This is a genomic window from Gracilibacillus caseinilyticus, assembly GCF_022919115.1.
GTDB lineage: Bacteria > Bacillota > Bacilli > Bacillales > Amphibacillaceae > Gracilibacillus > Gracilibacillus caseinilyticus.
Genome location: NZ_CP095072.1, coordinates 722,053 through 748,610, shown reverse-complemented (window position 1 = coordinate 748,610; position 26,558 = coordinate 722,053). Strand labels below are relative to the sequence as shown.

Annotated in this window: 27 protein-coding genes; 15 read left to right on the top strand and 12 right to left on the bottom strand. The window is 39.2% G+C overall.

Translation table 11 applies throughout. From position 1 onward, the window contains the following. Positions 1–168 precede the first annotated feature (168 nt). A complete protein-coding gene (locus tag MUN88_RS03610; RefSeq protein WP_244720941.1) occupies positions 169–537 on the bottom strand; it encodes a carboxymuconolactone decarboxylase family protein in 369 nt (122 codons plus the stop codon). A 218-nt stretch (positions 538–755) separates the two neighbouring features. On the opposite strand from MUN88_RS03610, the gene MUN88_RS03605 reads away from it, so the two are divergent. The 6 genes from MUN88_RS03605 (at position 756) to MUN88_RS03580 (ending at position 4,758) form a co-directional block, all read left to right on the top strand. Then, on the top strand, positions 756–974 hold the full coding sequence (locus MUN88_RS03605) for a CDGSH iron-sulfur domain-containing protein (protein WP_244720939.1): 219 nt from the start codon (positions 756–758) through the stop codon (positions 972–974). A 68-nt stretch (positions 975–1,042) separates the two neighbouring features. Continuing rightward, positions 1,043–1,198 (top strand): hypothetical protein, encoded by a 156-nt coding sequence (locus MUN88_RS03600; protein ID WP_244720937.1) that lies wholly within the window; start codon positions 1,043–1,045, stop codon positions 1,196–1,198. Between the two features lie 307 nt (positions 1,199–1,505). Further along, on the top strand, positions 1,506–2,786 hold the full coding sequence (locus tag MUN88_RS03595) for an ammonium transporter (protein ID WP_244720936.1): 1,281 nt from the start codon (positions 1,506–1,508) through the stop codon (positions 2,784–2,786). A gap of 28 nt (positions 2,787–2,814) precedes the next feature. Further along, entirely contained in the window at positions 2,815–3,774 is a 960-nt protein-coding gene (locus MUN88_RS03590; RefSeq protein ID WP_244720935.1) for a DUF294 nucleotidyltransferase-like domain-containing protein, read from the top strand. Further along, positions 3,771–4,499 (top strand): exonuclease domain-containing protein, encoded by a 729-nt coding sequence (locus MUN88_RS03585; RefSeq protein ID WP_244720934.1) that lies wholly within the window; start codon positions 3,771–3,773, stop codon positions 4,497–4,499. The genes MUN88_RS03590 and MUN88_RS03585 overlap by 4 nt, the downstream gene beginning before the upstream one ends. A gap of 19 nt (positions 4,500–4,518) precedes the next feature. Next, the gene (locus tag MUN88_RS03580; RefSeq protein ID WP_305852490.1) at positions 4,519–4,758 is read left to right on the top strand and encodes a MerR family transcriptional regulator; all 240 of its coding nucleotides are present in this window, start codon (positions 4,519–4,521) and stop codon (positions 4,756–4,758) included. A 44-nt stretch (positions 4,759–4,802) separates the two neighbouring features. On the opposite strand, the gene MUN88_RS03575 is transcribed toward MUN88_RS03580, so the two are convergent. Further along, positions 4,803–5,585 (bottom strand): TIGR00266 family protein, encoded by a 783-nt coding sequence (locus MUN88_RS03575; RefSeq protein ID WP_244720932.1) that lies wholly within the window; start codon positions 5,583–5,585, stop codon positions 4,803–4,805. A gap of 300 nt (positions 5,586–5,885) precedes the next feature. Here MUN88_RS03575 and MUN88_RS03570 point away from each other — a divergent pair, with 300 nt between their 5' ends. Both MUN88_RS03570 and MUN88_RS03565 read left to right on the top strand, forming a co-directional pair. Next, positions 5,886–6,053 (top strand): hypothetical protein, encoded by a 168-nt coding sequence (locus MUN88_RS03570; RefSeq protein WP_244720930.1) that lies wholly within the window; start codon positions 5,886–5,888, stop codon positions 6,051–6,053. Positions 6,054–6,601: 548 nt separating this feature from the next. Further along, the gene (locus tag MUN88_RS03565; RefSeq protein WP_244720928.1) at positions 6,602–7,216 is read left to right on the top strand and encodes a pyridoxamine 5'-phosphate oxidase family protein; all 615 of its coding nucleotides are present in this window, start codon (positions 6,602–6,604) and stop codon (positions 7,214–7,216) included. 26 nt (positions 7,217–7,242) lie between these two features. Here MUN88_RS03565 and MUN88_RS03560 read toward each other — a convergent pair whose 3' ends face one another. Continuing rightward, positions 7,243–8,034 carry an RDD family protein gene (locus MUN88_RS03560; RefSeq protein ID WP_244720927.1) on the bottom strand — a complete coding sequence of 264 codons (792 nt, stop codon included), beginning with the start codon at positions 8,032–8,034 and terminating at the stop codon, positions 7,243–7,245. A gap of 86 nt (positions 8,035–8,120) precedes the next feature. On the opposite strand from MUN88_RS03560, the gene MUN88_RS03555 reads away from it, so the two are divergent. After that, complete coding sequence (locus MUN88_RS03555; RefSeq protein WP_244720924.1) at positions 8,121–9,089, top strand: stage II sporulation protein M; 969 nt, start codon at positions 8,121–8,123, stop codon at positions 9,087–9,089. Here the strand turns inward: MUN88_RS03555 and MUN88_RS03550 are convergent. The 8 genes from MUN88_RS03550 to pepT form a co-directional block, all read right to left on the bottom strand. After that, positions 9,069–10,424 carry a DUF58 domain-containing protein gene (locus MUN88_RS03550; RefSeq protein ID WP_244720922.1) on the bottom strand — a complete coding sequence of 452 codons (1,356 nt, stop codon included), beginning with the start codon at positions 10,422–10,424 and terminating at the stop codon, positions 9,069–9,071. The genes MUN88_RS03555 and MUN88_RS03550 overlap by 21 nt on opposite strands. After that, positions 10,378–11,304, bottom strand: coding sequence for an AAA family ATPase (locus MUN88_RS03545; RefSeq protein ID WP_244720920.1), 927 nt, complete (start codon positions 11,302–11,304; stop codon positions 10,378–10,380). Before MUN88_RS03545 ends, MUN88_RS03550 begins: the two co-directional genes overlap by 47 nt. 1 nt (position 11,305) lies before the next feature. Beyond that, the gene (locus tag MUN88_RS03540; RefSeq protein WP_244720918.1) at positions 11,306–12,424 is read right to left on the bottom strand and encodes a DUF4350 domain-containing protein; all 1,119 of its coding nucleotides are present in this window, start codon (positions 12,422–12,424) and stop codon (positions 11,306–11,308) included. Further along, on the bottom strand, positions 12,424–13,083 hold the full coding sequence (locus MUN88_RS03535) for a DUF4129 domain-containing protein (RefSeq protein ID WP_244720916.1): 660 nt from the start codon (positions 13,081–13,083) through the stop codon (positions 12,424–12,426). Before MUN88_RS03535 ends, MUN88_RS03540 begins: the two co-directional genes overlap by 1 nt. 12 nt (positions 13,084–13,095) lie before the next feature. Further along, positions 13,096–14,007: a DUF7847 domain-containing protein gene (locus MUN88_RS03530; protein WP_244720913.1), complete on the bottom strand. Its 912-nt coding sequence runs from the start codon at positions 14,005–14,007 to the stop codon at positions 13,096–13,098. A 172-nt stretch (positions 14,008–14,179) separates the two neighbouring features. Beyond that, complete coding sequence (locus tag MUN88_RS03525; RefSeq protein ID WP_244724315.1) at positions 14,180–15,631, bottom strand: MDR family MFS transporter; 1,452 nt, start codon at positions 15,629–15,631, stop codon at positions 14,180–14,182. A gap of 45 nt (positions 15,632–15,676) precedes the next feature. Beyond that, entirely contained in the window at positions 15,677–16,489 is an 813-nt protein-coding gene (locus MUN88_RS03520) for a TetR/AcrR family transcriptional regulator (RefSeq protein WP_244720910.1), read from the bottom strand. A gap of 134 nt (positions 16,490–16,623) precedes the next feature. After that, positions 16,624–17,856: a peptidase T gene (pepT, locus tag MUN88_RS03515; RefSeq protein ID WP_244720908.1), complete on the bottom strand. Its 1,233-nt coding sequence runs from the start codon at positions 17,854–17,856 to the stop codon at positions 16,624–16,626. A gap of 278 nt (positions 17,857–18,134) precedes the next feature. Here pepT and fni point away from each other — a divergent pair, with 278 nt between their 5' ends. Both fni and MUN88_RS03505 read left to right on the top strand, forming a co-directional pair. Continuing rightward, positions 18,135–19,163 (top strand): type 2 isopentenyl-diphosphate Delta-isomerase, encoded by a 1,029-nt coding sequence (fni, locus tag MUN88_RS03510; protein ID WP_244720905.1) that lies wholly within the window; start codon positions 18,135–18,137, stop codon positions 19,161–19,163. 12 nt (positions 19,164–19,175) lie between these two features. Further along, positions 19,176–20,174, top strand: a complete 999-nt coding sequence (locus MUN88_RS03505) for an NAD(P)/FAD-dependent oxidoreductase (protein WP_244720903.1) — start codon at positions 19,176–19,178, stop codon at positions 20,172–20,174. Between the two features lie 4 nt (positions 20,175–20,178). Here the strand turns inward: MUN88_RS03505 and MUN88_RS03500 are convergent, their stop codons facing one another. Then, entirely contained in the window at positions 20,179–20,706 is a 528-nt protein-coding gene (locus tag MUN88_RS03500) for a M15 family metallopeptidase (RefSeq protein ID WP_244720898.1), read from the bottom strand. A 156-nt stretch (positions 20,707–20,862) separates the two neighbouring features. On the opposite strand from MUN88_RS03500, the gene ilvD reads away from it, so the two are divergent. The 4 genes from ilvD to MUN88_RS03480 all read left to right on the top strand — a co-directional run bounded on the left by ilvD (position 20,863) and on the right by MUN88_RS03480 (position 26,523). Further along, on the top strand, positions 20,863–22,554 hold the full coding sequence (gene ilvD, locus MUN88_RS03495) for a dihydroxy-acid dehydratase (protein WP_244720889.1): 1,692 nt from the start codon (positions 20,863–20,865) through the stop codon (positions 22,552–22,554). Between the two features lie 1,048 nt (positions 22,555–23,602). Beyond that, a complete protein-coding gene (locus tag MUN88_RS03490; protein ID WP_244720887.1) occupies positions 23,603–24,658 on the top strand; it encodes an ABC transporter substrate-binding protein in 1,056 nt (351 codons plus the stop codon). A gap of 88 nt (positions 24,659–24,746) precedes the next feature. After that, positions 24,747–25,736, top strand: a complete 990-nt coding sequence (locus tag MUN88_RS03485) for an ABC transporter permease (protein ID WP_244720885.1) — start codon at positions 24,747–24,749, stop codon at positions 25,734–25,736. Further along, complete coding sequence (locus tag MUN88_RS03480) at positions 25,729–26,523, top strand: ABC transporter ATP-binding protein (protein ID WP_244720883.1); 795 nt, start codon at positions 25,729–25,731, stop codon at positions 26,521–26,523. Before MUN88_RS03485 ends, MUN88_RS03480 begins: the two co-directional genes overlap by 8 nt. Positions 26,524–26,558: the final 35 nt, after the last annotated feature.

The following is a 26,558-nucleotide window of genomic DNA, read 5'->3' as shown; positions in this document are numbered from 1 at the left end:
CTTCTTTTTCGTGAGTATAATTCGGTCATAAAAGCGAATTGCGGAAGTAATCATCCTCAAAATGACCACATAGCTGGTTTGCGTAATCCATATTAAGGGAAGATGTATATGCTTTTGTTAATTGGATATTAGTTTTCTCTTACAAATCGATATGTTAACTGATCCGAATTAATGCAGGCGCTGCTGGTAATGGTCAAAGGTATCTAATGCTAAGGTTACTGCTTGTGCGAATGCTGCTCCGCCGCCTAATGCTGCGCTTATTGCTAATGTTTCCATGATTTCTTTTTGCTCCGCTCCGTGCTCGACAGCCCCTTTTGTATGGTAGATAATGCAATATTCATCTTGTGCATAGATACTGATTGCCAGTGCAATTAATTGCTTGGTTTTCTTATCTATCGTTCCTTCCTTAAAAGCTTCCTCTGTAAAATGGAAAAAGCCCTTGGTCATTTCCGGTAACTGTTCTTGTAATTTAGTTGTGCCACGTTTGTAATCGTCGATAGCCTGATCAAAATAATTAATTTCATTTGTATTTTCCATGTTATCCCACCTTTCACTATAATGTGTGTTTGCGCATATCTTTTTATACAAGAAGATGTTCAAAAAGTCTGGAAAAATAACTTTGAACTTCTGTTAGGCTTGCATCGGCACCTTGAAGTTCTTTGCGGTTTTTTGTCCTCCTTTTTGAACACGCTCTACAAGGAACTATAGACATTTTTTAATCAAATCGCTAAAATATCAGAAGGGGGTAATAAAAGATGTGTGAAGAGAAAGCGAACAAAGTACAATTAAAAGTAAGAGATAATGGCTCGATTTTAGTAACAGGAGATGTGGAACTGGTAGATGCAGAGGGCAATCCGTTCACGACGAAGCAGAAATTTTCTTTATGCCGCTGTGGTGCCTCGAAAAATAAGCCATTTTGTGATGGTTCTCATAAAGAAATTGATTTTCAAGATCAAATTAGAGCGAAATTATAACCAATGTTTTCGTCATCTCTTTTTGTGGTAATAAGTATATAAACGCTACAAAGAGAGGTGAACACCTAATGGTACAAAATAAAGACGTGGAAGTAGAAAAGCGCGAAAAAAAATCCGACTCTAGTAAAGTAGGCGTTGCTGCAATAAAATATATAACATATTTAATTATTTTCTTTGGAATTTTATGGTTTCTTATTAATTATGTAGTAGGACCTTTATTATAAGTTGGTAAAAAAGCACTAGCCTTTTGGTTAGTGCTTTTTTCTTGTTCAAGAAACACATTTAAAACAAATTAGCTTTTTTTACAATAGTATTTAACTTGTATATATTTTCGTCAGGTACGACATATGGTGAAGGATAAGGGATATTGTTGCCGAATCTATAGTATTAGCGTTTTCAGAATCGTTATCCATTTGTGTTATAAAAACCATGTTAGATTTCCTTACATAAAAATTGTCGCTCTAGGTTTTTCGTCTTAAACTGTATTTAACAGTTGATGTTAATATTTTTTACAAGGAGAGGAAAAGCAAAATGGAAATGGTACTTATGGATAATTTATGGGTCATTATTGGTACTTTCTTAGTTTTATTAATGCTTGGCGGGTTTATCTTACTTGAGGCTGGTTCAACCAGAATGAAAAACGCTGGCCATATAGCTGGAAAAACAATTTTCACGGCTGGTATCGGTTCTTTAGTATTCTGGGCAGTCGGTTACGGATTTATTTATGGAGATGGAAATTGGTTTATCGGAATGTCCAATTTCTTCTACGGTGACACAAGCTTCAGTGGTGATGGATTATCTCCAGCTGTAGACTTCATGTTCCAAATGATGTTCGCACTTATTGCTTTAACTATTGCTTTTGGTGGTTTTGCTGAACGTGCTAAACTATCTGCATATGTGGTTTTCGCCGTTCTGTTCTCAGCGTTAGTCTATCCGGTAGTTGCTCACTGGATCTGGGGTGGCGGCTGGTTAGCGGACCATGGTAAACAAGATTTCGCTGGATCAACCGTTGTACACTTAACCGGTGCGATGGCAGCATTAGCAGCTACTATTATCTTAAAACCTCGAATTGGAAAATACAATAAAGATGGATCATCTAATGATATCGCAGGTCACAACCAAGTCTATACAGCATTAGCAGTACTGTTACTTTGGGTAGGTTGGTTTGGATTTAACGGTGCTAGTACATTCGGTGTATCAGACGCATTCTTCGGATTTGTTATTTTGAACACGCAATTAGCAGCAGCAGCTGGTGCGGTTGCAGCAATGTTACTTGTTTGGGCTTTAACTGGTAAAGCAGACGTGCCAACTACTTTAAATGGTGCATTAGCAGGTTTGGTAGCCATTACGGCATCTTGTGGTTTCGTAGATCCATGGGCGGCAGTCGTAATCGGTGCTATCGGTGGTTTGATTGTCTATGCTAGTATGAAATTCTTTGATCGTGCAAGAATTGATGATCCAATCTTCGCTTTATCGGTACACGGTACAGTCGGTGTTTGGGGTACCATTTCAACAGGCTTCTTCGCTACAGAGCCTTTATCAGTAGGAGCTGAGTGGGGGCTGCCTGGTTTATTCTACGGCGGTGGATTAGAACAGTTAGGTGTTCAAGTGCTAGGTGTCGCAGCTAGTGGTGCTTACGCATTTGTTGTATCTTTCATCATCCTAAAAGTGATGGATAAAGTAATGGGTGGTCTTCGTGTATCGGAAGAAGAAGAGATCATTGGTCTTGACTTAAGTGAGCACGGAAGCTACGGCTACCCAGAGAATATTCCACATCCAAGCGAGCAAAAAGCGGATAAGATAAATGCATAGTTCGTCAACAAGGGAGTGGAACTCCGCAATGAACTTTACAGACATAAAAGATTTTCGTGAAGCGCATATTCATCAGCAAAGCAACCATGATGAGTTGAATGAATTTCATGATGAAATTATGCGTAAAACGGTACAATTAGCGATGAAGAAGATGGAGGAAGAGCAGGGGGAGATCCCTGCTCCCTTCGCATTTTTTCTAATGGGTAGTGCTGGAAGAAGTGAACAATCGATTTGGAGTGATCAGGATCATGGAATCGTATTTGATGGTTCTGAAACACATCAGCATTATTTCCTTCAATTAGGAGAAAAGATTGTGGATGGTTTGGAGATAGCTGGTTATGAACAATGTGATGGTAAAGTGATGTCGTCAGAATCACGATGGACGAAATCGGTTTATGGATGGAAAAAACAGGTGGTTGATTGGTTGGAAGAAGAAAGCTGGCAATCACTGAGGCACTTTTCCACCTTTTTTGATTCAAGAGTGTTAGTAGGAGAGGCACGTTTTTTACAAGAATTAAAAGAGGAAACCTTTCAATATATCGATAACAATCCAAAAGTAATGCCGAGACTAGTGGACAATGTTGACTTTATTCGCAAGGGAGTCGGTGTCTTCGGTCAATTGTTACCTGAACAAAGTGGTAAAATGTCAGGTCAGATTAACATTAAAACAACAACGCTTTTTCCTTATATTAATTCATTAAGGCTGCTGGCTTTGTGTAATGATTTACATCAGGCACCTACCATGTCCAGGTTTGATAACTTAAAATCTAAATATCCATTTCTATCAGATTATCAGATTTTATTTAATAACTTATTAGCATTTAAATTCGAATTTACCAATGATGTAGAAGAATATGAAGAAGTTCACTATATTCCTTTGAAAGAGTTATCGAAACGTCATAAACAGGAGTTGAAGGAATTTATGAAAAAAGGGACAGAGTTATTTGACCGTACCAAGCATACGATTGAAGAAGAGTGTTCGAAATGATCATGAATCAGATGCTTCACTTCATTAAACAAATGTCAGGGAAAATATCAGACAGCAGTGCCTTAGCTGGCCAGTCAGATGCACGGAAAATTGCCTATATGCGTAATTTACAACGAGAGTTAAAGCAGAAGGATGTATTGAACACACCTTTTAAAGACCTGTCCGTTGTAGTGTTCGATATAGAAACAACAGGCTTCTTTCCGTATAACGGTGACCGAATCCTTTCGATCGGCGCTGTTAAAATGAAAGGGGCAGAGATTTTAGAAGATCAATTGTTTTATAAGACCATTTACAGTGCTTTGCCACCGCCACAAGAAATTGAAGAATTAACAGGTATTACAGCTTTCGAATTAAATCAGGCAGCAACCTTACCTGACGTGTTAAAACAATTCTTTATGTTTGTGCGCAGTGATACGTTAGTAGCACATCATTCCAGTCATGAGAAACAATTTATGAAACACGCCAGCTGGACAGCATTAAAGTCTAGTTTTCAACACCGTATTATTGATACGTCCTTCCTTACTAAAGTGGTATCACCAGAAATTGAGTATGTCTCTCTAGATGATTGGTGTAATCATTATGGCGTCGAAATCGGAAACAGACATCATGCATTATATGATGCAGCTGCAACAGCCAAATTGTGGTCTGAAAACATTAAGAAAGCAGAAGAAATGGGTTTTCATAACCTAAAAGATATCTATACGCATATTGCTAGCTTGCCTTAACCTGAAAGGGGAGAAGAATGTGAATAATGATATTCCGAACCATGTAGCGGCGTTTCCGATCAGTGTGGTAAAGGATTTAACGAAATTGAGTGGCAGACAAATCCGATATTATGAGGAACAAAGTTTAATTTCACCTGCAAGAAACAAAGGGAACCGGAGAATGTTTTCCTTGAATGATATTGACCGACTGAAAGAGATTAAGAAACTTATTGATCAAGGTATCAATATTGCAGGTATTAAGGCAATGCTAAAGGATTAAACTCCCCTAGCAGTCATTCAGGCTAAGGGAGTTTTTTGTCGTGTCTATTTATTAAAAAGGTCAAAAAGTCCGCCGATTCCACTTTCACCTTTGTTTCCACCCTTTTCAGGTAAGGCAGCAAATACTTTACTGGCAAGTCGACTGAATGGCAACGACTGTACCCAAACGGTGCCAGGACCTGTTAATGTCGCAAAGAATATGCCCTCTCCACCGAATAGCGCAGTTTTAACACCGCCAACGAATTCAATATTGTAATCAACGTCTCCTGTCATCGCCACAAGACAGCCGGTGTCTACTTTTAATTTTTCACCTGGTTGCAGTACGCGTTTATGAATGGTTCCTCCCGCATGAACGAAGGCCATTCCGTCTCCTTCAAGTTTTTGCATAATAAAGCCTTCTCCCCCGAAGAATCCAGTTCCGATTTTTCGTTGAAATTCAATACCGACGGAAACTCCTTTTGCAGCGGCAAGAAAGGCATCCTTTTGACAAATGATTTTTCCACGGAGTTCGCTAAGATCCATCGGCACAATTTTACCAGGATACGGTGAGGCAAAGCTGACATGTTTCTTACCAACACCTTGATTCGTGAAGGTCGTCATAAACAAACTTTCCCCGGTAACGACTCGTTTACCAGCTCCAAGTAACTTACCGACCAATCCTCCTTGCTGTGAAGAACCGTCACCAAAGATGGTTTCCATTGAAATGTCACTGTCCATCATCATCAAACTGCCTGCTTCTGCAATAACGGTTTCTTGCGGATCTAATTCCACTTCGACAAACTGCATATCATCTCCGTATAGTGTAAAGTCAATTTCATGATTGTTCATCGTCTATCCACTCCCTTTTTGTTGGTCTGTGTATATATACGAACCAGCGATCAAAAGGATTCTAAATATTTTATATGAATTGAATAAATATTCAGTCTATTTATGAAAAAGGGCGGTATTATCACGTTTTTATCATTACAGAACCGTTACAAAATAGTAGTATTTGAATAGAATGTAGAGAATAAAAAAGAATTTAAAAGAATTTCATTATTTATATTTACAAATTAAATAAATATGGTACTATATAAGTGAATTCACTAGTAAATGCGAATATTTTTTTAGGAAAGGGGATAGTTGACTATGGTAACTTCTTTATACATGGTTTCTCTAACTATTCTGCTTACTTTTCTAGTTTTATCTGCTTTGGAAAAAATTTCATCGCGCAGAAAAAAACTAAAAGTAGAATTGAATTTGGAACCTTCCAAAGCGCAAGTGCAGCCGGTTATTGCTGGCAAGGAAATTAGATAACTAAACTAGTCCGTTGTAGAACTAGTCGAGATAGGGCCTCCTGATCATTCAGGGGGTTTTTTGTTAGCAAAATAAGTATCTAATATCAGTCGTCAAGGCAAATGGCAGAAGTAAATAGAGCTCAACGTGGAAGTTGGTTTCTTTAATATGGATTGTGTAAAGTGCAGCCGTATTACAATGTGGTAATTTTGAAATGTATTCATTGCGTAGTAAAGCTCCAAAAATATGCTCCGTTCCCCACAGGACGCGAAGTGGTTGGTAGAAGGCATTATACCTCTAACTACATTTCAAAATAGATGCAACGCTAGTTTACATAATCCATATTATAGGTAACTATTTATATATTTAAGAAAATTAGGACTGAGGCCTAGTTTTCTTATTGTTGTGACAAATGCAAACAAAATGCCAGGAGTGTCTTTTGAAATAATGTTCAATAAAAAGCGGATTGTTTGTGAGATTTTACAGTTTTTCTTATCTGGCTGATTGTTGATAGAGAAAAGGCTTAGGGACTAGTATAATAGTTAGATAAAGTAGAGGGGGGATGCTCTATGTCAGAAGGGGAAAAATTCTTGCAGACGAAATATGGAACAGAGAAAAGAGCGAATGCATTCTATAAAAATCAAATGCTTCACTTCCTGAACCAAGACATGATAGCGTATATAGCCAGGCAAACGATGGTATTTATTTCAACGTCCGATAGCGAAGGAAACTGTGATGCGTCGTTTCGAGTTGGTCAGGAAGGTTTCGTATATACAATTGATGCGCAAACATTAATGTATCCTGAATACCGTGGCAATGGTGTGATGGCGAGTCTTGGTAATATTAGCGAAAATCCTCATATTGGCTTGATGTTTGTTGATTTTTTTGAAGATCAAATCGGCCTGCATATAAATGGTCGAGCAGAAATTGTTGAAAACGACCATTTACCGAGCTTTCTTCTTTCCAATGAACAATTAACTTATATGAATCAGCGCGAGGGTGATAAAGCTGAACGGTGGGTCTATATTAAAGTCGAGGAAGCATATGTACATTGTTCGAAACACATACCGAAACTGAAAAAAGAAGAGAAAGCCATTCATTGGGGTACAAATAATAAAAAATATAAAGGTGGTGATTATTTTCATGCGAGAAGAACAAAGCACAAGGAAAACTCCCCATACTAAATAGTAGAGGAGTAATTCACGATCTATTACAATTCCCATTCTTCCTTTAAATATAAATAGAGTAATAACAGCACTCTTTCCTTGTCTTTATTTTGATAATTACTTTCTTCAAGTCTTGACAATACAATGTCACTTACTTGTTTTGTAACTACTTGCTTTTGTTCAGGTCTTATTTCTGCAATTCGATGCGCGTATGTTTGTATTAGCCGCCATTCTTTTTGATTAAATTGTTTTAATTGTTGTGCGGTTAACGGTAACTCATCCAAGTCTAACGCTAAATGATCAATGTACTTATCCAGTGCATTTCTTTTAGCCGTTTTATCCCGACGTTCATGTACAACAAGTGTACCTGCTGCCAGATCGCCTAATCTCTTATGCTTCGAATGGAAAAAAACGAACAGGATACCGGCTGCATAAAAGCCTGGCAACATATCGATTATCCGTAATAAGTTGCGAATAAGACTCGATAAGAATGTTACATTGTGTCCGTTCTCTTGAATCACCCGAATACCTACAAGTTTCTTTCCAATGGTCCGTCCACCCCAGAAATATTCTAAGAAAATAAAATACCCAAAATTTAAAGCGAATATGATAACTAATCCTACTGCGAGGATGACATTATCGTATTCATTGATTAATAATATGCCAGAAGGATTGTTTTCCAGGGAGAAAGTTAAGATCAGAATAATCGCGAACTGTACTAAGAAAATCAGTAAATAATCAATGATCTGTGACGCGCCTCGTGATCCTAATCCTGCTAAATGGAATTGTAAGGTGACGTATTCCGGTGTCTTTACATTCAGTTGTTCCTGTTCCATATGGACCTCCTAATATGAAAGAATGCTGTTCATTTGTCTCTTTATCTACTATAATAAAGTAAAATAATAGAAAAAAAGGTGATGATATGCAACTAAACCAATTTATTAAGCAACACCGCCAAGACTGGGAGCGTTTAGAAGTGTTAATCAGTGAATTACCTAAGAAAAAATCGAATACTATTATAGAAGATTTCCAACATACTTATCAAAAAGTGGCAAGACAATTATCGTTTAGTCAAACCTATTTTCCCAATGAAGATGTTACGATGTACCTTAATGAACTAACCGGTAAAGCTCACAATATCTTATATCAGTCACAACATTCCTCGTGGAAACAGGCGTATCACTTCTTTTCAAGTAAATTTGTCGGGTTATTATTAAAGCAGTGGAAGGCTGTTGTGCTAGCCATGTTATTGTTTGTCATTGCTGGTATTGCTAGTTTCTTTGCAGTATTCGAAAATCCATCCCATTTATATGGTATTCTATCAGAAGAAATGGCTCAAGCTTTTGACCCCGGATCCTTAAATGAATCACCGAAAGTTGTCGATGCTCCGATGATGTCGGCACAGATTATGACCAATAATATTCAAGTAGCTATCCTCGCATTTGCAGGCGGGATTACATTCGGTATTTTAACAGTCTATTTGTTAATTACAAATGGGATCCTTATCGGTGCCTTGGCTGCTGTGTTTTGGAATCATGGAAATAGCTATGTTTTCTGGGCATATATTATTCCGCATGGTGTGATAGAATTAATCGCTATATTTATCGCTGGTGGTTCGGGCTTGTTAATGGGATACAAATTGTTCGTGCCTGGCAATTATTCGAGAGGATACCAGCTTAAAGTGCAAACAACCCGGTCCGTACAATTATTAATTGGAACGATCCCGTTATTTGTTATCGCCGGTATCATCGAAGGATATATTACGCCATCCGCTTTATCATTAGAAATGAAATATGCATTTGCCATAGTAACGGCATTCGGAATTATGGCGTATATGGTAATTGGTTCCTATCTTCAACAAAAAAGAAAGCTACAACAACCCTCTATTTAAGATTTGAATGTATTGGGAAACAGCGGTTGCCGCCAGACGTTCGGCAGAAGCTTCCAGCATGGGTAATCCATGCTTTTCCCATTTATTCATCACTTGCTGCTGTTTCAGGTATTGGCTTTGGGCGACACTCTTCTCCATTGCTGCCAGTACCCCGTCCGATTGACTGTTGCGCTGCTTGTGCAACATGGTGTCTTCAATTCCAAGCATCATAATTAGATGTTTTTTTCTAATCTGCTTCATATAAAACAAAGGATAGGCTTCATTGGCGAATGTTTGAATATCGCTAAAGAGAACCATCATACTTCTTTTTTTCTGAATGGACTGTGCATGTTGTAAGGCCAATGGATAGTTGGATTCCTGTGCGTCCACCTCTATGGAATAAACAGCTTGTAAAATCGCTTCAATGTGCTGCAGTCCCTTGCCAGGAGGTACAACCGCCTGGATATTCTTAGAAAAAGCGATCAGGGATACATGATCCCCATTATCTAAGGCAGCTGCTGCTAGTGTAATTGCAGCTTCTATTGATTTCTCCAGCCGGTTTCCATACTCCAGCTCCATCCCCATCATTCGGCCACAATCTATTAATATCGTAATATACTTGCCATGCTCTGGTTCATACTCGTTTGTCATCATTGTTTGTAATTTCGCAGACTGTCGCCAGTTAATCTTTCGTGGGTCATCCCCGGCTGCATAACTTCTTATTTTAGCAAAGTCTCCGATACCAGTTTTTGTTTTTTTGACCTTAATTCCTTCATGTAATAAATACTTTTGCGCACTTGCTAAATAGCGTTTTGTTTCAGCTAGGTTAGGAATTACTTTTATTTCTTGCGGCAGGGAGTACGTATATTGTTTTTCCCATAAGCCAATTTTGGTTTTAACCCGAAGATAAAGCTTGTTGAGTGTATAACTTCCTCGTTGGTGAGGGGTAATCGTATAGCCAAAAGCTGTATGCTGCGATTTCGAAATAAGTTGCTCATCTCGGTAATTTGTCTGAAATGAAGTTGGCCAGCTATCCACAAGCCGAACGGTATAGGGTTCATTTGTTTGATTGTGAATGTGTACAGTGACGTTTTGCTGCTGATAACGTTCGATTTGTTCCGCTACACTTCTCGAAATCTTAAAGGATTGTTTTGGCGGTAACATGAATGCATCAATGACGAGTAACGCCAACATCAGTAAGGTGGCAATACCAAGGAAAAGCCACGAAAAAAGCCAAAAAGATAAAATCCCTACAACCAAAGCAAAAACGCCATAATAAGCCAGTAATTTCTTGGTAGGGACTACGCCTTTATCGCGGAACAGCAACCGATCCCACAAGCTCTTGAATCGTTTCATCGATATCAGATCCCTCCAATTCTGCATATGGAGATAGCTGAATGCGATGACGCAGACTAGGTAAAGCAACAATTTTTACATCATCTGGCGTGATATAATCACGATCATCCAAGTAGGCCCATGCCTGTGCGGTTTTGGCAATCGCGATGGCCGCTCGTGTACTTGCCCCATATTGTATATGCTCTAACTCTCGCGTTTTTCGAACTAATTTAACGATGTAATCCATTATTTCCTGACTAATGGTAACCTGTTGTACGGATTGCTGGATATCAACAATCGACTCTTGTGAGAAAATAGGCGTGATTGGCTCCGGATTTGTTTGCTCATGGATAACCATCTCTAATACAGATGCTTCCTCTTCAAGAGATGGAAAGTCTACTTTTAATTTGAAGAAAAAACGATCCTGTTGTGCCTCTGGAAGCGGATATGTACCTTCAAATTCAATTGGATTCTGTGTTGCTGCAACAAAAAAGAATTCGGGTAAACGGAAGGTGTCACCTTGAATGGTTACTTGTTGTTCTTCCATTGCCTCAAGTAAAGCAGCCTGTGTCTTCGCTGGGGTACGATTAATTTCATCTGCCAATAAAACATTGGTAAAAATCGGCCCCTTTAGTGTTTGAAAATCTTGCACTTTCATATTGTATATGGCACTTCCGGTAATATCACTAGGTAATAAATCAGGTGTGAATTGGACACGTTTAAAATCACCGTCCAGTAATCTAGCTAATGTTTTTACCATTTGCGTTTTCCCAGTTCCGGGGACCCCTTCAATTAACACATGTCCTCCGGCTAATGCAGCACATAATAATAAGCGCAGGTTTTTTTGTTGGCCAAGAATTCGTTGTTCATATCTTTCCAATAATGACGTAATAGCTGTCATTTTATTTCACCTCATCTCTAATTTTGTCCATTTGTTGTGACCAGTACAGATACTGTTGTTTATTTAAAGACGGCTGCTGTTGTAAGTTTTCGAGTTCAGACGCAAGCTTCTTTAATTCGTTTGGCTTAATAGAGTGAATGTGTGATTCAATATCTCGTAGTCTATCATGCCAGTCTTTATGATAGGGGATACCGAAACGCATCCGGATTATTTCTTTCAAATAATCCATTTGGTACTGCAGGGATGCTTGATAATTCCTTCCCTTTACAAGCCAAATGGCAATCGCCTTGGATCGTTCGTTACTGAATCGGACGGTTTCTTCGCGAACAGGGTATATTGGTCCAAAACGTTTCCCCTGGTACCAGAAGATGAGCAGCGTCAGTACAATGCCTTGCACTAGCAATACATATGCCCAGCCTGGATACAGCTCGAAGGTCGAAGCTTGTGCACCGGCATCATTAACACTATACCTGTCGAAAACGACGTGATTAAATTGATCGAAAGGAACCGTTTCAAGGATAATCGCCAAGTGATCCTGATCGAGAATTTGTCCATTAGTAAACCAATCTGGTTCTGTCAGAATAATCAATGAGCCATCGCCAATTTGTTTTTTAATAGCCAATGGTCCGTATTCATCTTCTGCAAGTATCTGATCGTCTCCATTCGCCACCAGTCTAATCGGTGTATTATATACAGCTTTGCGTGTCATTCCGTTTATTTGTATATCTGATGTTTCTTCAGAATCAGGTAACATTCCTTGCAGTGCATACTCTGTTTTTATCCCTAATAAGCCATCCGGATTTTCTTTTGCTACGACAAGTGTATTTCCTTGTTTCATATAATCCATATAGACAGTTGCCACCCCTTGGTCCGTGAAAACAGGAGGATTCACTAATAAGCGTAGCGTATCCTCCTGTTGAGCAGGGGCTTGCTTCACAATAGATGTTTGGTAACCCTGATCGCTTAAATATGTATATAATCCTTTTACTCCAGTAAGGGAAGGTGATTCAATCGCATAGTCTGGATACTGTTCTGGAGCGTTGCTGGATGAATAATAGCTGACAGCAATCAAGATAATGAAAAAAACGATGCCAACGATCCATGTTTTGTTTCTAAACATTAGTGATCACCTAATTTCTCATGAACTTGCTGTTGACCTATGTGAGTTGACAGTCCGTCGATTTGTTCTTGATACTTGAGATAATCAGTTTGCTGGACAGTTTTTTCTCCATAAGTGACATGTTCGAATTGCACTGCCAATCGATAAAAGGATGACGCAATATGGCGGTCTCGCTTATTTAATTCCTCATAATACTCTCGGTTCGTTTTCCATTGTTGAATTGTGAGGAGATGATATTCCTCGAGTCTTAACAATAAGGCCAGAAATTGATGACGAATGGCTAATTGATAATTTGCTTCTGCTTCGTAAGTTGCTACCATCCGCATATGCTGTTGATAGTCCCAGGATAATTCTGTGTTTTTCAGGAACGGCTGGTAGCTTGACCATTTTTTCCTGCGGACCATAAAAGTGGTGAAAGTGAGAATACCAAGAACCAGAATGACTGCCAGGCTGATCACCAGCACTACTACAATGATATTACCTGCAGTAGATCCGGGTTCAAACGATTGAAACATATTATCTAACAGGTCACTTATCCAGCTGGAGATGTGGTCATAGATTTTCTCTATAATCGACCGGTTATCTTGCTGATAGACTTGGTATTCGTCCTGTTGAAGTATCTTTTTTAATTGTTCTCGTTCTTTTTGATAATCCGACATTATCAAACTCCTTTATGATTCTTGTGTTCCTTGATATTCATTGATTAGTGATTGTAAATCAGATCCCTCTTGTCGTATCGATGCATCGAAATACAGCACACTATACCCTACATAAATTATTATGGATGATATCAGAGAGAAAACATTCGTTAATACATAATACAGGACACTGTTACCTAAAAAGACTAAAGGCATTTGAAGAAGACTTGTAATGATAGCTGAAATAATGATTAAGACTAGAAGTAGCCCAAAGAATTTCCAAGTTTGCCTTTTGGTCAGGTGCCAGCTTCTGGATAATCCGGGTGCCACCTTCTCAAATAGTACTGCTGGCAGAAAAAGAGACCACCTGGTTAAGAGTAAACCTAGCGCAAGAAATAAGCCTGCCAATAAGAGAAAAATGATTATAACACCAGCAACCGGGTGAAATATAGCACCACTGCTCCCCCCAATTATAACGGTAATGATAAAGCTGGGGAACAGTATTGCGAAGGCAATAATGCTTAGAAGTAATGTACTGAAAAGCATAGGGAAATAGCGAGGTAACGCACCCTTAATCATGTCTTTGACGATAATTTGCCCGCCATTTCGTGCCTGTTTTACTGCAAGAATGATAGCGCCAGCTAATAGTGGAAAAGCAAAGAAACTAATCATGCTGACAGCATTGCTAATTAAATTTTCTTCATTACTTGTATTCGCTATGGAGTCTAGATTACCAATCAAGGAACTGAATACGGATTGACTGGAGTCGAGACTAATGAATAGTTCGCGTCCTGTAAGAATAAGGACAACCGCCTGTATTAAAAAAATCGGTACCATAATAAAAAAAGTAATCAAAAAAATAGGTTTAATGTTTTGCTTAATAATTCGAAAAGTTTGATCTAATATCTCGCCGAAGCCTAATGGTTTATGTATGTTTCCATTCATTTAAATACTCCCTTCCATAATTTAGTCGGATATTAATTATTTTAACATGATATACGTTTTTTGGATAAGAAAATCTAAAAAAATATGGAGATGAATGGTTTTATCATCCCCATATCTTGTCAGTGAAGAAAGTAATGATTGCCATGCAAGCAATTTTGATGCATGGTCGTACTTATTGAGCCAATTGCTCACTTTTTTCTTGTTGTGGTTTTGATTTGTTTTTAATAAATAGTGTTAAGCATAAACCAGCTAATGATAGAATGGTTGCCAGCCAGAAAGCGGCATTGTACCCAGAGATCGAAGCATTAGCGGCAATCTGTGTCATCGCTTCTGTCTCAGATAATCCTTCCAGAGAGGAAGCGTTCGGCTCGTAATTGCTAGCAGACGTAGTCATCGTTGTAATTAAAATGGCAGTTCCGATTGACGCGGAAACTTGCTGCATCGTATTAGCCATGGCAGTTCCGTGTGGATGCCATTCCTCTGGAAGCTGGTTCAATCCAGCAGTCATTACTGGCATCATGACTAGCGATAGCCCGAACATCCGGATTGCATAGATAATCACCAAATAGCTGTAGGCGGTGTCCATTTCTAAGCTGGTAAAAAGAAATGTTGTCACTGTTACAATTGTCATACCGATTGTTGCCAGCCATTTCGCACCAAATTTATCAAATAACATACCTGTTATAGGAGACATGATTCCCATTACAATCGCACCAGGCAAAAGCATCAATCCGGATTCAAGTGCAGTGAATCCCCTTGTGTTCTGCATGTACAATGGCAGCATTGTCTCTGCTCCGATCAGTGCCATTAATACAATCATGGTGATGATCAGTGAAAGGGAGAAGATCGGATATTTGAATACACGAAATTCAAGCATTGGTTTGGCAATTTTTAATTGGCGAATAATAAAGATGGTCAAGATAATCGCAGCCGCTATAACGATTGCTACTGCCTGACCGTTGATGCCGGATGATGCTTCCGATCCACCATGACCACCGCTGATACTGCTGAAGCCATATAACAGACCACCGAAACCGAAGGAAGAAAGCAAAATCGAAATAATATCGATCTTTGGATTGGTTTGTTCGGTTACGTTTTTTACGAATTTGCTAGCTACAATAATCGCGATGATGACGATTGGAAGCACGACATAGAATAAGCCTCTCCAAGAGAAATATTCAAGCAACCAGCCAGATAGAGTGGGGCCGATTGCCGGAGCGAAAGAAATAACAACGCCGGCCATCCCCATGGCAGCTCCGCGTTTTTCGACTGGAAATATTCGAAGCATCACGGTCATCATTAACGGTAACATGATTCCGGATCCGGCAGCTTGAATGACACGTGCAACTAATAATAATTCAAATGCATGAGAAACCGATGCTATCGCAGTTCCAGTTGCGAAGATCGTCAACGCCGTTAAAAACAATTGACGAGTGGTAAATTTCTCAATTAAAAAGGCGGAAATTGGTATCATGACTCCGTTCGTAAGCAGGAACGCTGTTGTCAGCCATTGTACTTGGTTTTCTTCGATCCCGAAGTCATTCATAATGCTTGGTAACGCTGTTGCTAATAGTGTTTCATTCAGTAAGCCGACAAATGCCCCAATCAGCATTACCGCCATCATCGGCACGCGCTTCACATTTTCTGGGTTTACCGTATTTTGATTCAATTAAAGTCCTCCTTGTTTCCACATTCTCTCTATTTGTATAGTTTGGATCTCGATTACCTTTTCACTCTTTAAATAATGAAAAAGCAGTTCTAATTGAAAAGGGTCCTGTTCTGTACGGATTTGTTGAGCAATTTCCTCTATGGTGTGTAACAACATATTCTGATTGGAAAGCTGGAGTTGGAGGACAGACTCTTTGATATCCTCTAGCAACTGCTCGATGGTGTGCTCTTTATCACCTTGTAGAAAAGGCTTTTGATTCGCAAGGTTTTGCACCAGGCCATCCATTTGCCTGCTGATCCAGCTGCTCAATTGTTTAGCATTCATATGTTTATCATGGAGCATCATGTACAACATATATTCTTTCATGATACCTTCTAGCATGATCACCAAATCGGTTACATATGGTGCGATTTGCTGACCATAAGTAAGATAAAAATACTCTCTATGGTGATTGTGCAGCGTTTCGTGAAGCTGTTCCATCTTTTGTGTGAAAGACTCATCTTTCTTTGGGGGGAGTTCCTTGAAAATTACATGGAAGAATAGTCGGTGTTCAATCCATATTTCGAGCTCACCATGTAAGTACGAAGCAAGATCAATATTGGTTCCATCCATTTTGTTGGCGACATTCTGAATGCTTTGATGATAATTATCAACTATTTCAAGCATTAAATCGATCTTAGAAGGAAAGAACGAATAAAATCCACCTTTGGAAATACCAGTTTGCATGGCAATTTCCTGGACGGATGTTTCATTATAGCCATTGTCTGCAAATAGCTGTAAAGCCGTTTGCATTAATTTCTGTTTGGTTTCCACTGCATCCCGCCTGTCTATTTTGACTTTCAGGTCATATTTTTGACTAATTAGTCACAGAACGTATTTTATAGAACAATGCTGGCATTGTCAATCTATCTGAAAACTCTTTACAAAAAAAGAAAACAGCACTAATCTTAGCGCTGTTTTGTAAAGTTTTCGGCGATTTTAATAATGGTTTGTGTTGCTTTTTCCATATTATTAACTGAAATGTATTCATATTTACCGTGAAAATTTTCCCCACCGGTAAAAATATTAGGTGTTGGCAATCCCATGAAAGAAAGCTGTGACCCATCTGTTCCGCCACGAATTGGCTGTATTAATGGTTCAATGCCAATTTCCTTCATAGATTGTTCTGCTATATCGACAATATGTTGAACAGGTCTGATTTTTTCAGCCATGTTGTAATACTGATCTTTCATCTCCAGTTGGATGCGATCTGTTCCATATTTTTGCTGTAACTTCGCAATGCGGGTTTGGATGTAATGTTTTTTCTCTTGGAACTTGTCCCGGTTATGATCACGGATAATGTAATAAAGCTTAGCCTTTTCTACATCGCCTTCAAAGGAGAGCAGGTGATAAAAACCTTCGTGTACTTCTGTGAATTCAGGCGCCTGCTCCTCCGGCAAAGCCTGGTGAAATTCCATTGCTATCTTAGAAGCATGAACCATTTTCCCTTTTGCAGTGCCAGGGTGTACATTGTTTCCATTGATCGTAATTTTTGCAGCGGCAGCGTTGAAGCTTTCGAATTGCAGTTCACCTAATGGTCCGCCATCAATGGTGTAAGCAAAAGCTGCACCAAACTTCTTCACATCAAACTTATGTGGACCACGGCCAATTTCTTCATCTGGCGTAAAGGCAACACGAATGGTGCCATGTGGAATTTCGGGATGTGCGATTAAATATTCCATTGCCGTCATAATTTCCGCGATCCCTGCTTTATTGTCTGCTCCAAGAAGTGTTGTACCATCTGTCGTCATAAGGGTATGTCCTTGGTACTGATGAAGAGATGGGAATTCTTCCGGTGACAATACAATACGTTTTTCTTCATTTAAGATAATGTCATTTCCTTGATAATCTTCCACCAGCTGAGGGTTGACGCCTTCACCGGTGAAATCTGTTGCTGTATCGATATGAGCAAGAAAGCCGATAGTATCTACTTGCTCTTCGATATTTCCTTGTAAGGTGGCCATAATATAAGCATTATCGTCAATGGTCACGTCTTGCATGCCGATTGATTTTAATTCCTCTACTAATAAGTTGGCAAGCTCCCATTGATTTTCTGTTGATGGACAGGATTCATTTTCTTCATTTGACTGCGTATTGATTTTTGCATAGGTTGTAAGCCGGTTAATTAGTTTGTCTTTCATTATCGTTTATCACTCCACTGTTTCAATTTTAGATGGTGGCATTCAATCATATAAAACCGTATATTGCTAACACTTATTCTATCATAACTATTTCAAAGATGAGCTTAAGAAACATTATCCTTATGATGGACAAAGTCATTTTTTTGGTCAGGATAAACCTAAGATAGTTCATTTTCTTTTCAGACACCTGTCATATACGATATGATGGCATATGTATGTGATCACAGAGATTGCAATCGATGATAAAATAGAAGAAATTTAGAAAAAGGACTGAGTTTATGACAGATGGGATTCATAAACGTAAAAGTGAACATATTGAATTAAGCTTAAAGGGTGATTCGTTAGGGGAAGGAATTACTAACGGATTCGATCGTTTCCAATTCCAGCATAATGCACTTCCAGAAATAAATTTTAATGAAATAGACATTCGTACCAATTATTTTGGACAAGCAATGCCGACGCCATTTCTTATTAGTTCTATGACAGGTGGAGCGGAGCTAGCGGAAGTGATTAACCAAAATCTCGCAATTGCTGCAGAACAGCAGGGGTGGGTATTTGCCCTAGGATCGACAAGGGTAATGCTCGAAAGTGAGAAATTTCGTAAGTCCTTCCAAATCAGAAAATATGCACCGAACGTACCGATCATTGCGAATATCGGTGCCGTGCAACTAAACTATGGTGTCACAGCAGATCAAGTGAAACGAATCATTGAATGGACGGATGCCAATGCATTAGTTTTACATTTGAACTCGATACAGGAAGTAATTCAAACAGGCGGTGATACAAATTTCAGCCAGCTGTTGCCTAAAATAGAAGAGATTATCAAGGAGATATCCATTCCGGTTGGTGTGAAAGAGGTAGGATTTGGAATTGATGGACGAACTGCTCAGCGACTGATTGATATTGGTATTGATTTTATCGATGTAGCCGGTGCTGGTGGAACATCCTGGAGCCAAGTGGAGAAACTTCGTTCGAAAGACAGGATCAAAAAGGAAGCCGCAGAAGCCTTTGCGGGTTGGGGAATATCAACTGCAACGTGCTTAGAAGAAATCAAACCATTGTCCAACCTGAAAAAAATAATAGCAAGTGGTGGCATTCGGAACGGTCATCATGCTGCGAAAGCGATCGCCCTAGGAGCAGATCATGTCGGTTTCGCCAGAACGATCTTAAAAGAAGCAATCGATTCTGCAGAAAATGTGGTAGAATGGATGCAAGTTCGTGAATTAGAATTACGCATGGTGATGTTTGGGATCGGTGCACACAATCTTCAGGCATTACAACGAACAGATAGATTACAAACAAGGTAGAGGTGTTCTTGAATGGGGGAAAAAGAATTATTTGACGTTACGATTATTGGTGGCGGTACAACCGGATTATTTGCTACTTATTACGCGACAATGCGGAATTTGAAAGTAAAATTAATCGAATCCCAGGATCAATTTGGCGGGAAAGTAATGCAATTTTTCCCTGAGAAATTAATCTACGATATTGGTGGTTATCCGGATATTTCTGGTGATGCATTAGTGAAACAAATGGTCCAGCAGGCAAGCAGGCATCAGCCGGTTATGTTAACCAAAACATGGATAGAAACGATCGAAAAGGCTGACGATCATTTTGTGCTTGAAACCTTAGATGGGGCACGACATTTTACCAAAGCGGTTGTTTTAGCCACTGGTTCTGGAACATTTCATACGAAAAAGCCTAAAAACTGGGACGACTTACCATTTCCTGCATATCGGGATATTGTTGCAACTAATCTTATGGATGAAGGCAAGTATGAAGGGAAAGATGTAGTGATTGCATCCAACAATCGCCAGGCAATTGTTTGGGCATTGCATCTGGAAGGAAAAGCAAAATCAGTTACGATCGTTAATGAGAATGATAAATTACAGCAGACTAGAGAAGAAGATATCCAACAATTAGAGAATAGTGATGCGATTGCTTATAACTCGGCAACGATCACAAATCTCGTTGTCGATAATCAACAATTGACTGCTGTCGAGATTAAGGACCACAACAAGCAAGAGGTGAGACTGAAAGCTGATTATATGCTTGCTTATTATGGTCTTGCCCTCCAAGCGACACCATTTGATGCTTGGGATGTAGCTTTGAACAAAGGTCGTATTCCGGTAAAAGGTGATATGGCCACAAGTGTGCCTGGCATATTCGCTGCTGGTGACGTGGTGCAGTATGAAGGAAAAACCAATCTTATCGCTGCTGGCTATACAGAAGCGATCACAGCTGTAAATAAAGCACACAAATTTATTGATCCAAGTGTAACAGAACAGTTGTACAGTACGGTGTTATACCGAAAGTAACGGGTTAATCGATCACATCTGGTGGTCGTTTTCCCCATTGCAATTCTTGAATGCTGAGACCAAAGTCCATTTGGAAATGTGGATAGTCTTTGAAACGGGAAAAGTCTCCACCCCAGCTAAACCCTAATTCCTTCGCAAGGCTGACGACTTCCATCCAGTCACTTTCTCCATTCTGATTGCCATCATACTCCATGTCCCAAATAATCTCATCGTTATCATTACGCAATGCAAAATCAATGGCTAACCCATAGTTATGATACGATTCTCCTCCTTTGGCATAGGTAACAATCTGTCCATCCGTGCTTCTGCCGCGTTGATACAGTACATTTTGTTCTGCTTCAGAACGGAATCCGTCTGTAATGATAATCGAAATTCCTCGTTCCTCTGTTTTCGTTATTAAACTGTTCATTTTTTCTTCAACTATTGGGTTGAGCTCTGTCGGCATTGGTCGAGAGCTGTATTTTTGATATTGTGTATACAAATAAAAAACGGCAAAAACGCCTAAAATAATAAAAAGAATGCGAGTTTTCATGGGATTATCCTTTGTTTAATGATTTGAATTATTCCGTATATTCTAAATCTATGATACTATATTATTATTGAGATTAAATAGGGTATTTTTTATCTTGATTTTACAGAAAATTTAAAATTTAATGTTATTAGAAAGCATAATTGGGAGGCAAATGGTATGGGGAAAGATTTGCGTATCAAAAGTAAAGTATTTGATGATTCAAAACGTGCTCCAAACCGTGCGATGTTGCGTGCAGTTGGGGTAACAGATGAAGACTTTAAGAAACCGATGATTGGGGTAGCAAGTACCTGGAGTGAAGTAACACCATGTAATATTCACCTAGATGACCTTGCCGTTCAGGCGAAAAATGGCGCTCGTGCTGCGGGCGGTGTTCCGATGATCTTTAATACGATTACTGTATCCGATGGTATCTCAATGGGTACATCTGGTATGCGTTATTCATTACCAAGTCGTGATGTAATTGCAGACTCAATTGAAACAGTAGTGGGTGCTGAGAACATGGATGCCTATGTAGCAATCGGTGGCTGTGACAAAAACATTCCAGGCTGTTTGATTTCGATTGCACGTTCTGACGTGCCTGCAGTATTCGTCTACGGTGGTACGATTGCACCAGGATATCGTAAAGGCGAAAAATTAGACATCGTGTCGGTTTTTGAAGGTGTTGGAAAACACAATAACGGAGATATAGATGATGAAGAGTTAAGAGGCATTGAGTGTAATGCATGTCCAGGTGCTGGTTCTTGCGGTGGTATGTACACTGCGAATACAATGGCAACAGCGGTAGAAGCACTCGGTATGAGTTTACCAGGAAGTTCTTCTAATCCAGCTGAATCTCCTGAGAAATTCGAAGATTGCCGTAAAGCAGGACAAGCTGCTTATCATTTATTAGAAAAAGGTATCTATCCAAAAGATATTTTAACGGAAAAAGCATTCGAAAATGCAATTACAACAGTGATGGCATTAGGTGGTTCAACGAATGCAGTACTTCACTTATTAGCGATTGCAAATGCGGCACAAGTGAACATAACGATAGATGATTTTAATCGAATTCAAGCAAAAGTTCCTCACCTGGCTGATTTAAAGCCAAGTGGCAAATATGTAATGGAAGACCTTCATAAAATTGGAGGAGTACCTGCGGTTATGCGCCTTCTGTTGGATAATGAATTCCTCCATGGCGACTGCTTAACGGTTACAGGTAAGACAATCGCCGAAAATTATGCGGATGCGCCTGTACTAACGGATGAGCAAGATATCATTCACCCGCTTAGCAATCCATACCGTGCAGATGGTCCATTAATTGTACTAAAAGGTAATCTATCACCAAGTGGTGCCGTTGCCAAAGTTTCTGGTGTAAAGGTTAAACGACACGTTGGTCCTGCACGCGTATTTGAAAATGAAGAAGACGCAACAAATGCCGTGATGAATAATGAAATCAATGAAGGCGACGTATTAGTTATCCGTTATGTAGGTCCAAAAGGTGGACCAGGTATGCCAGAGATGCTATCGATTTCCGCAATCCTTGTCGGTAAAGGACTCGGCCAAAAGGTAGCACTGTTAACGGATGGCCGTTTCTCAGGTGGTACACACGGTCTTGTAGTAGGTCACATCGCACCTGAAGCACAATCCGGTGGACCAATCGGTTTACTGCAGGAAGGCGATATGGTAACGATCGATTCAGAGAAGAAAGAGCTTTCAATGGATGTAACGGAAGAAGAATTAGCAAACAGACGTGCAGACTGGAAGGCACCAGAATTATACAAGCGCGGTGTCTTAGGGAAATATGCACACAATGTATCTTGTTCCTCATTAGGAGCTGTTACAGACTTTATCAACAGAAATGATCAATAATTACAGAGCTATACACTGATTTACGACTTAAGATATTAGATAGCATACCAAGTAGTACATTGCTTGGTATGCTATTTTTGTGGTGTGAAAAAGGAGTATAAGTACAGTCATAAACACAACATGCAGAATCATACTTAAATAAGAAATATTGTTTCTTATAATACGGATTATGTTAAGTGGAACTGTATATCTATGGGGCAATTTTGATCGGTTTTAAATGCTTAGTAGAGCTCCGGAAATATGCTAGCTCTCACAAAAGTTGTAGAGTTCTTATATTAGCGCAGGCCAACCACGTAGACTCCCGTGGGATTGAGCAGGTGCTGAAGATCCACTTTTTGAAGCGATCTTCTTCACAAAGTTAGCTTCAGCCGTGCCCCGCAGGACGCGAAGTGGTTGGCCGGAGCGATCTCCTAGCACTTGAAACATTTCAAAATGACCACTCAGCAGTTAGTTAACATAATCCGTATTAAAGGAAGTTATAATACTTACATTAATCGCAATTGTCGTTTGGGCATTTTAATTATGTTCCAGTTTTCTTATCCACACCCAGTTGTTTCATTTGATAGCAGTTATTGAGTCATGCATGTTGGTATGTAGATAACTCCGTGTATAAGTGGTAGGTTAGACAAAGTTATAAGGGCTTATTGTGGAAAAATGCAGTAATTCAATGGTTTATCCACATTTCCAGGATAAATGATTGCTGCTTACTTTAAACAATTAAGTTAATATCTTATAAATTTGTGAATAAGTAGCCAGTTATCCTGAATATCTTTTGGTTATGTGCATAACTTGAGTTGAATCTGCATAATGGAATAAAAAGTTGTCGATAAAGCAGTATATATTGTATAAAACTTTGCTGATTTATAAAGTTATCAACAGTACGGAATGAGTGTTAGTCTACCGCCAGACTATCAACCTATCAATTTACCCATTTATTTCAAGTAATATTTACGTTTTAGTTGTACCTATGCTACTTAAGTTGTGCTATAATGTATTTTAAAAAGTTTGAAAATTAAAAATTTATAGAAAAATGGGGGAGATGGGAAGCATGAAGAAGAACTTATTATTTTTATTATTAATAGCTTTCTTCAGTGTTCTTGTTTTGGCAGCATGTGGAACAAGTGATGAGGAAACGAATGGATCGGGTGGCAGTGAAGACGCCGAACAAACATCTGACGAAACAGAAGGTGAAGCAACTAAAGATGGAGTTTATCAAATTGGTGCTACTCAAATCGTCGAGCATCCTTCATTAGATGCAGCATATGACGGATTTCAGGCAGCGATTGAAGAAGCGGGGTTGAATGTTGAATATGATTTCCAATCAGCACAGGGGGATCAAAATAACACTGCTACTATTGCTAATAACTTTGTGGCAGACGGAGTTGATTTGATCTTTGCTAATTCAACGCCAAGTGCGCAAAGTGCATTACAGGCGACTAGTGATATTCCAATTCTTTTTACTTCTGTAACGGATGCTGTAGAAGGCGGATTAGTAGAATCATTGGATCAACCTGGTGAAAATATTACAGGAGTACTAGATTTACACCCTGATGCAATCAAAAATACCGTTAATTTTATCAATCAATATTTTGAAGGATCGACTGTTGGATTGATTTATAATGCTGGTGAAGCAAATTCTGTCGCTCAAATTGAAGCAGTAAATGCAGCGGTGGAAGGTACTTCACTATCAACTGTAGAGGCAACTGTTTCTAATTCATCTGAAGTACAGCAAGCTACGACTTCATTAGTAGGTAATGCAGATATATTTTATGTGATTACCGATAATACAGTAGTATCCGCTCTTGAAACAGTAGTAAATGTGGCGGAAGATCAAAGTATTCCATTAGTAGTCGGAGAACCAGATTCCGTGAAACGTGGCGGATTTGCTACATACGGTATCGATTATTACACCATCGGGTACCGTACTGGAGAGATGGCAGTGGAGATCTTAACAGGTGAAAAAACAACAGCGGATATTCCTGTTGAAGTACCACCTAGTATGCAACTTTTTATTAATAAAGAAGCTGCAGAAGCACAAGGCGTGGAATGGAATAGTAATTGGGACGCGGAAGCAGAATTGTTAGAAACAGAAGAATCAGAATAATTTGGAAGAAAACCTCGACATACACGCAAGAGAAAGGTGTCGGGGTTTTCTATCCAATGATTTTTGAAGGACAGAAAGGGAGAGTTTGATGTTAATTTCCATTTTCAGCGCAGTTGAATCAGGCATAATATATGCGCTGATGGCACTTGGTGTTTATCTTTCATTTCGTATTTTAGATTTCCCAGATTTAACGGTAGACGGCAGTTTTGTAACAGGAGGAGCAGTTGCAGCAATATCGATTGTGAACGGAGTACCTCCAGTAATCGCGACTTTTTATGCAGTATTAGCAGGCTTTGCGGCTGGAGCTGTTACAGGAATTTTGAATACGAAAGGAAAGATTAATCCTTTATTATCAGGTATATTAATGATGATCGCACTCTATTCTATTAATTTGCGAATCATGGGTAAGCCTAATGTCGCGTTATTGAATGAACCGACAATATTTAATCAGTTAGAAGGTTTCTGGGGAAGTTTAGGAATTGACCAGGCATTGAATGACATATTAACTTCTATGGGAGCGGACAGAGTTCCTGGTACTTGGGTTGTTCTTATATTAATGATTTTTATTACGATTGCGATTAAACTCCTGACTGATTATTTCTTGAAAACAGACGTGGGTCTTGCACTAAGAGCTACTGGTGATAACGAAAAAATGATTCGTAGTTTTTCAGCGAACACAGATAACTTGACCATCGTTGGTTTAGGAATTTCGAATGCTTTAGTTGCTTTAGCAGGTGCACTTATTGCTCAATATGGTGGGTTCTCTGATGTAAGTATGGGAATCGGAATGATAGTAATAGGTCTCGCCTCTGTCATTATTGGGGAAGCACTAATTGGAACTAAGACGATGGCGAGAACTACTTTAGCGGTTATTTGTGGTGCAATTGTTTATCGAATCGTATTGACATTGGCATTAAAAGTAGAATTTCTGGAAACAGGTGACACGAAATTAATAACAGCAGTCATTGTTATCGCCGCTCTCATCGCACCTAAAATCATCGCATCCCAAAAAGAAGCGAGTCGAAAAAGACGAAAAAGGGCAATGCTGGCCAGTGGAGAGGGGGCTAACAATGCTTAGTATGAAGGACATTGCGATTACTTTTAATGAAGGTACGATGGATGAGAAGAAAGCATTACAGGGGATTCAGCTAAATATGAAAAAAGGTGATTTTGTTACTGTAATCGGCAGTAATGGTGCAGGGAAATCGACGTTAATGAATATGATATCTGGATCTTTAAAACCGGATATTGGTACTGTGACGATCGATGACAAAAATGTCACCATGTTACCCGAGTATAAACGATCCCAGTTTATCGGGCGTGTGTTTCAAGATCCAATGGCCGGTACCGCTCCAACGATGACAATTGAAGAGAACTTAGCAATGGCTTACACGAGAAACAAAAAGCGAACATTGAAAATTGGAGTAAGTAAAAAGCGAAAGACGTTGTTTAAAGAGCATTTAGAGACACTTCATTTAGGCTTGGAAAATCGTTTGAATGCAAAAGTCGGACTTTTATCTGGTGGTGAACGTCAAGCTTTATCACTACTGATGGCAACATTTACGGAGCCGAATATATTATTACTAGATGAACATACTGCAGCATTGGATCCATCTCGTGCAGAATTAATCACGAATTTAACGGGAGAAGTCGTCGAACAGTTCGGATTAACAACACTGATGGTGACGCATAATATGCAACAAGCATTAGACTTGGGCAACCGACTGATTATGATGGATAAAGGTCAAATCATATTAGAAGTTTCGGGTGAAGAAAAGCAGCAGTTGACGATTGAAAAGTTATTACATGAATTCCAACGAATTCGTGGAAAACAGCTGGATAATGACCGTGCAATATTAGGATAATGCTTTCGGACAGTTACTTATTACAGTAGCTGTCC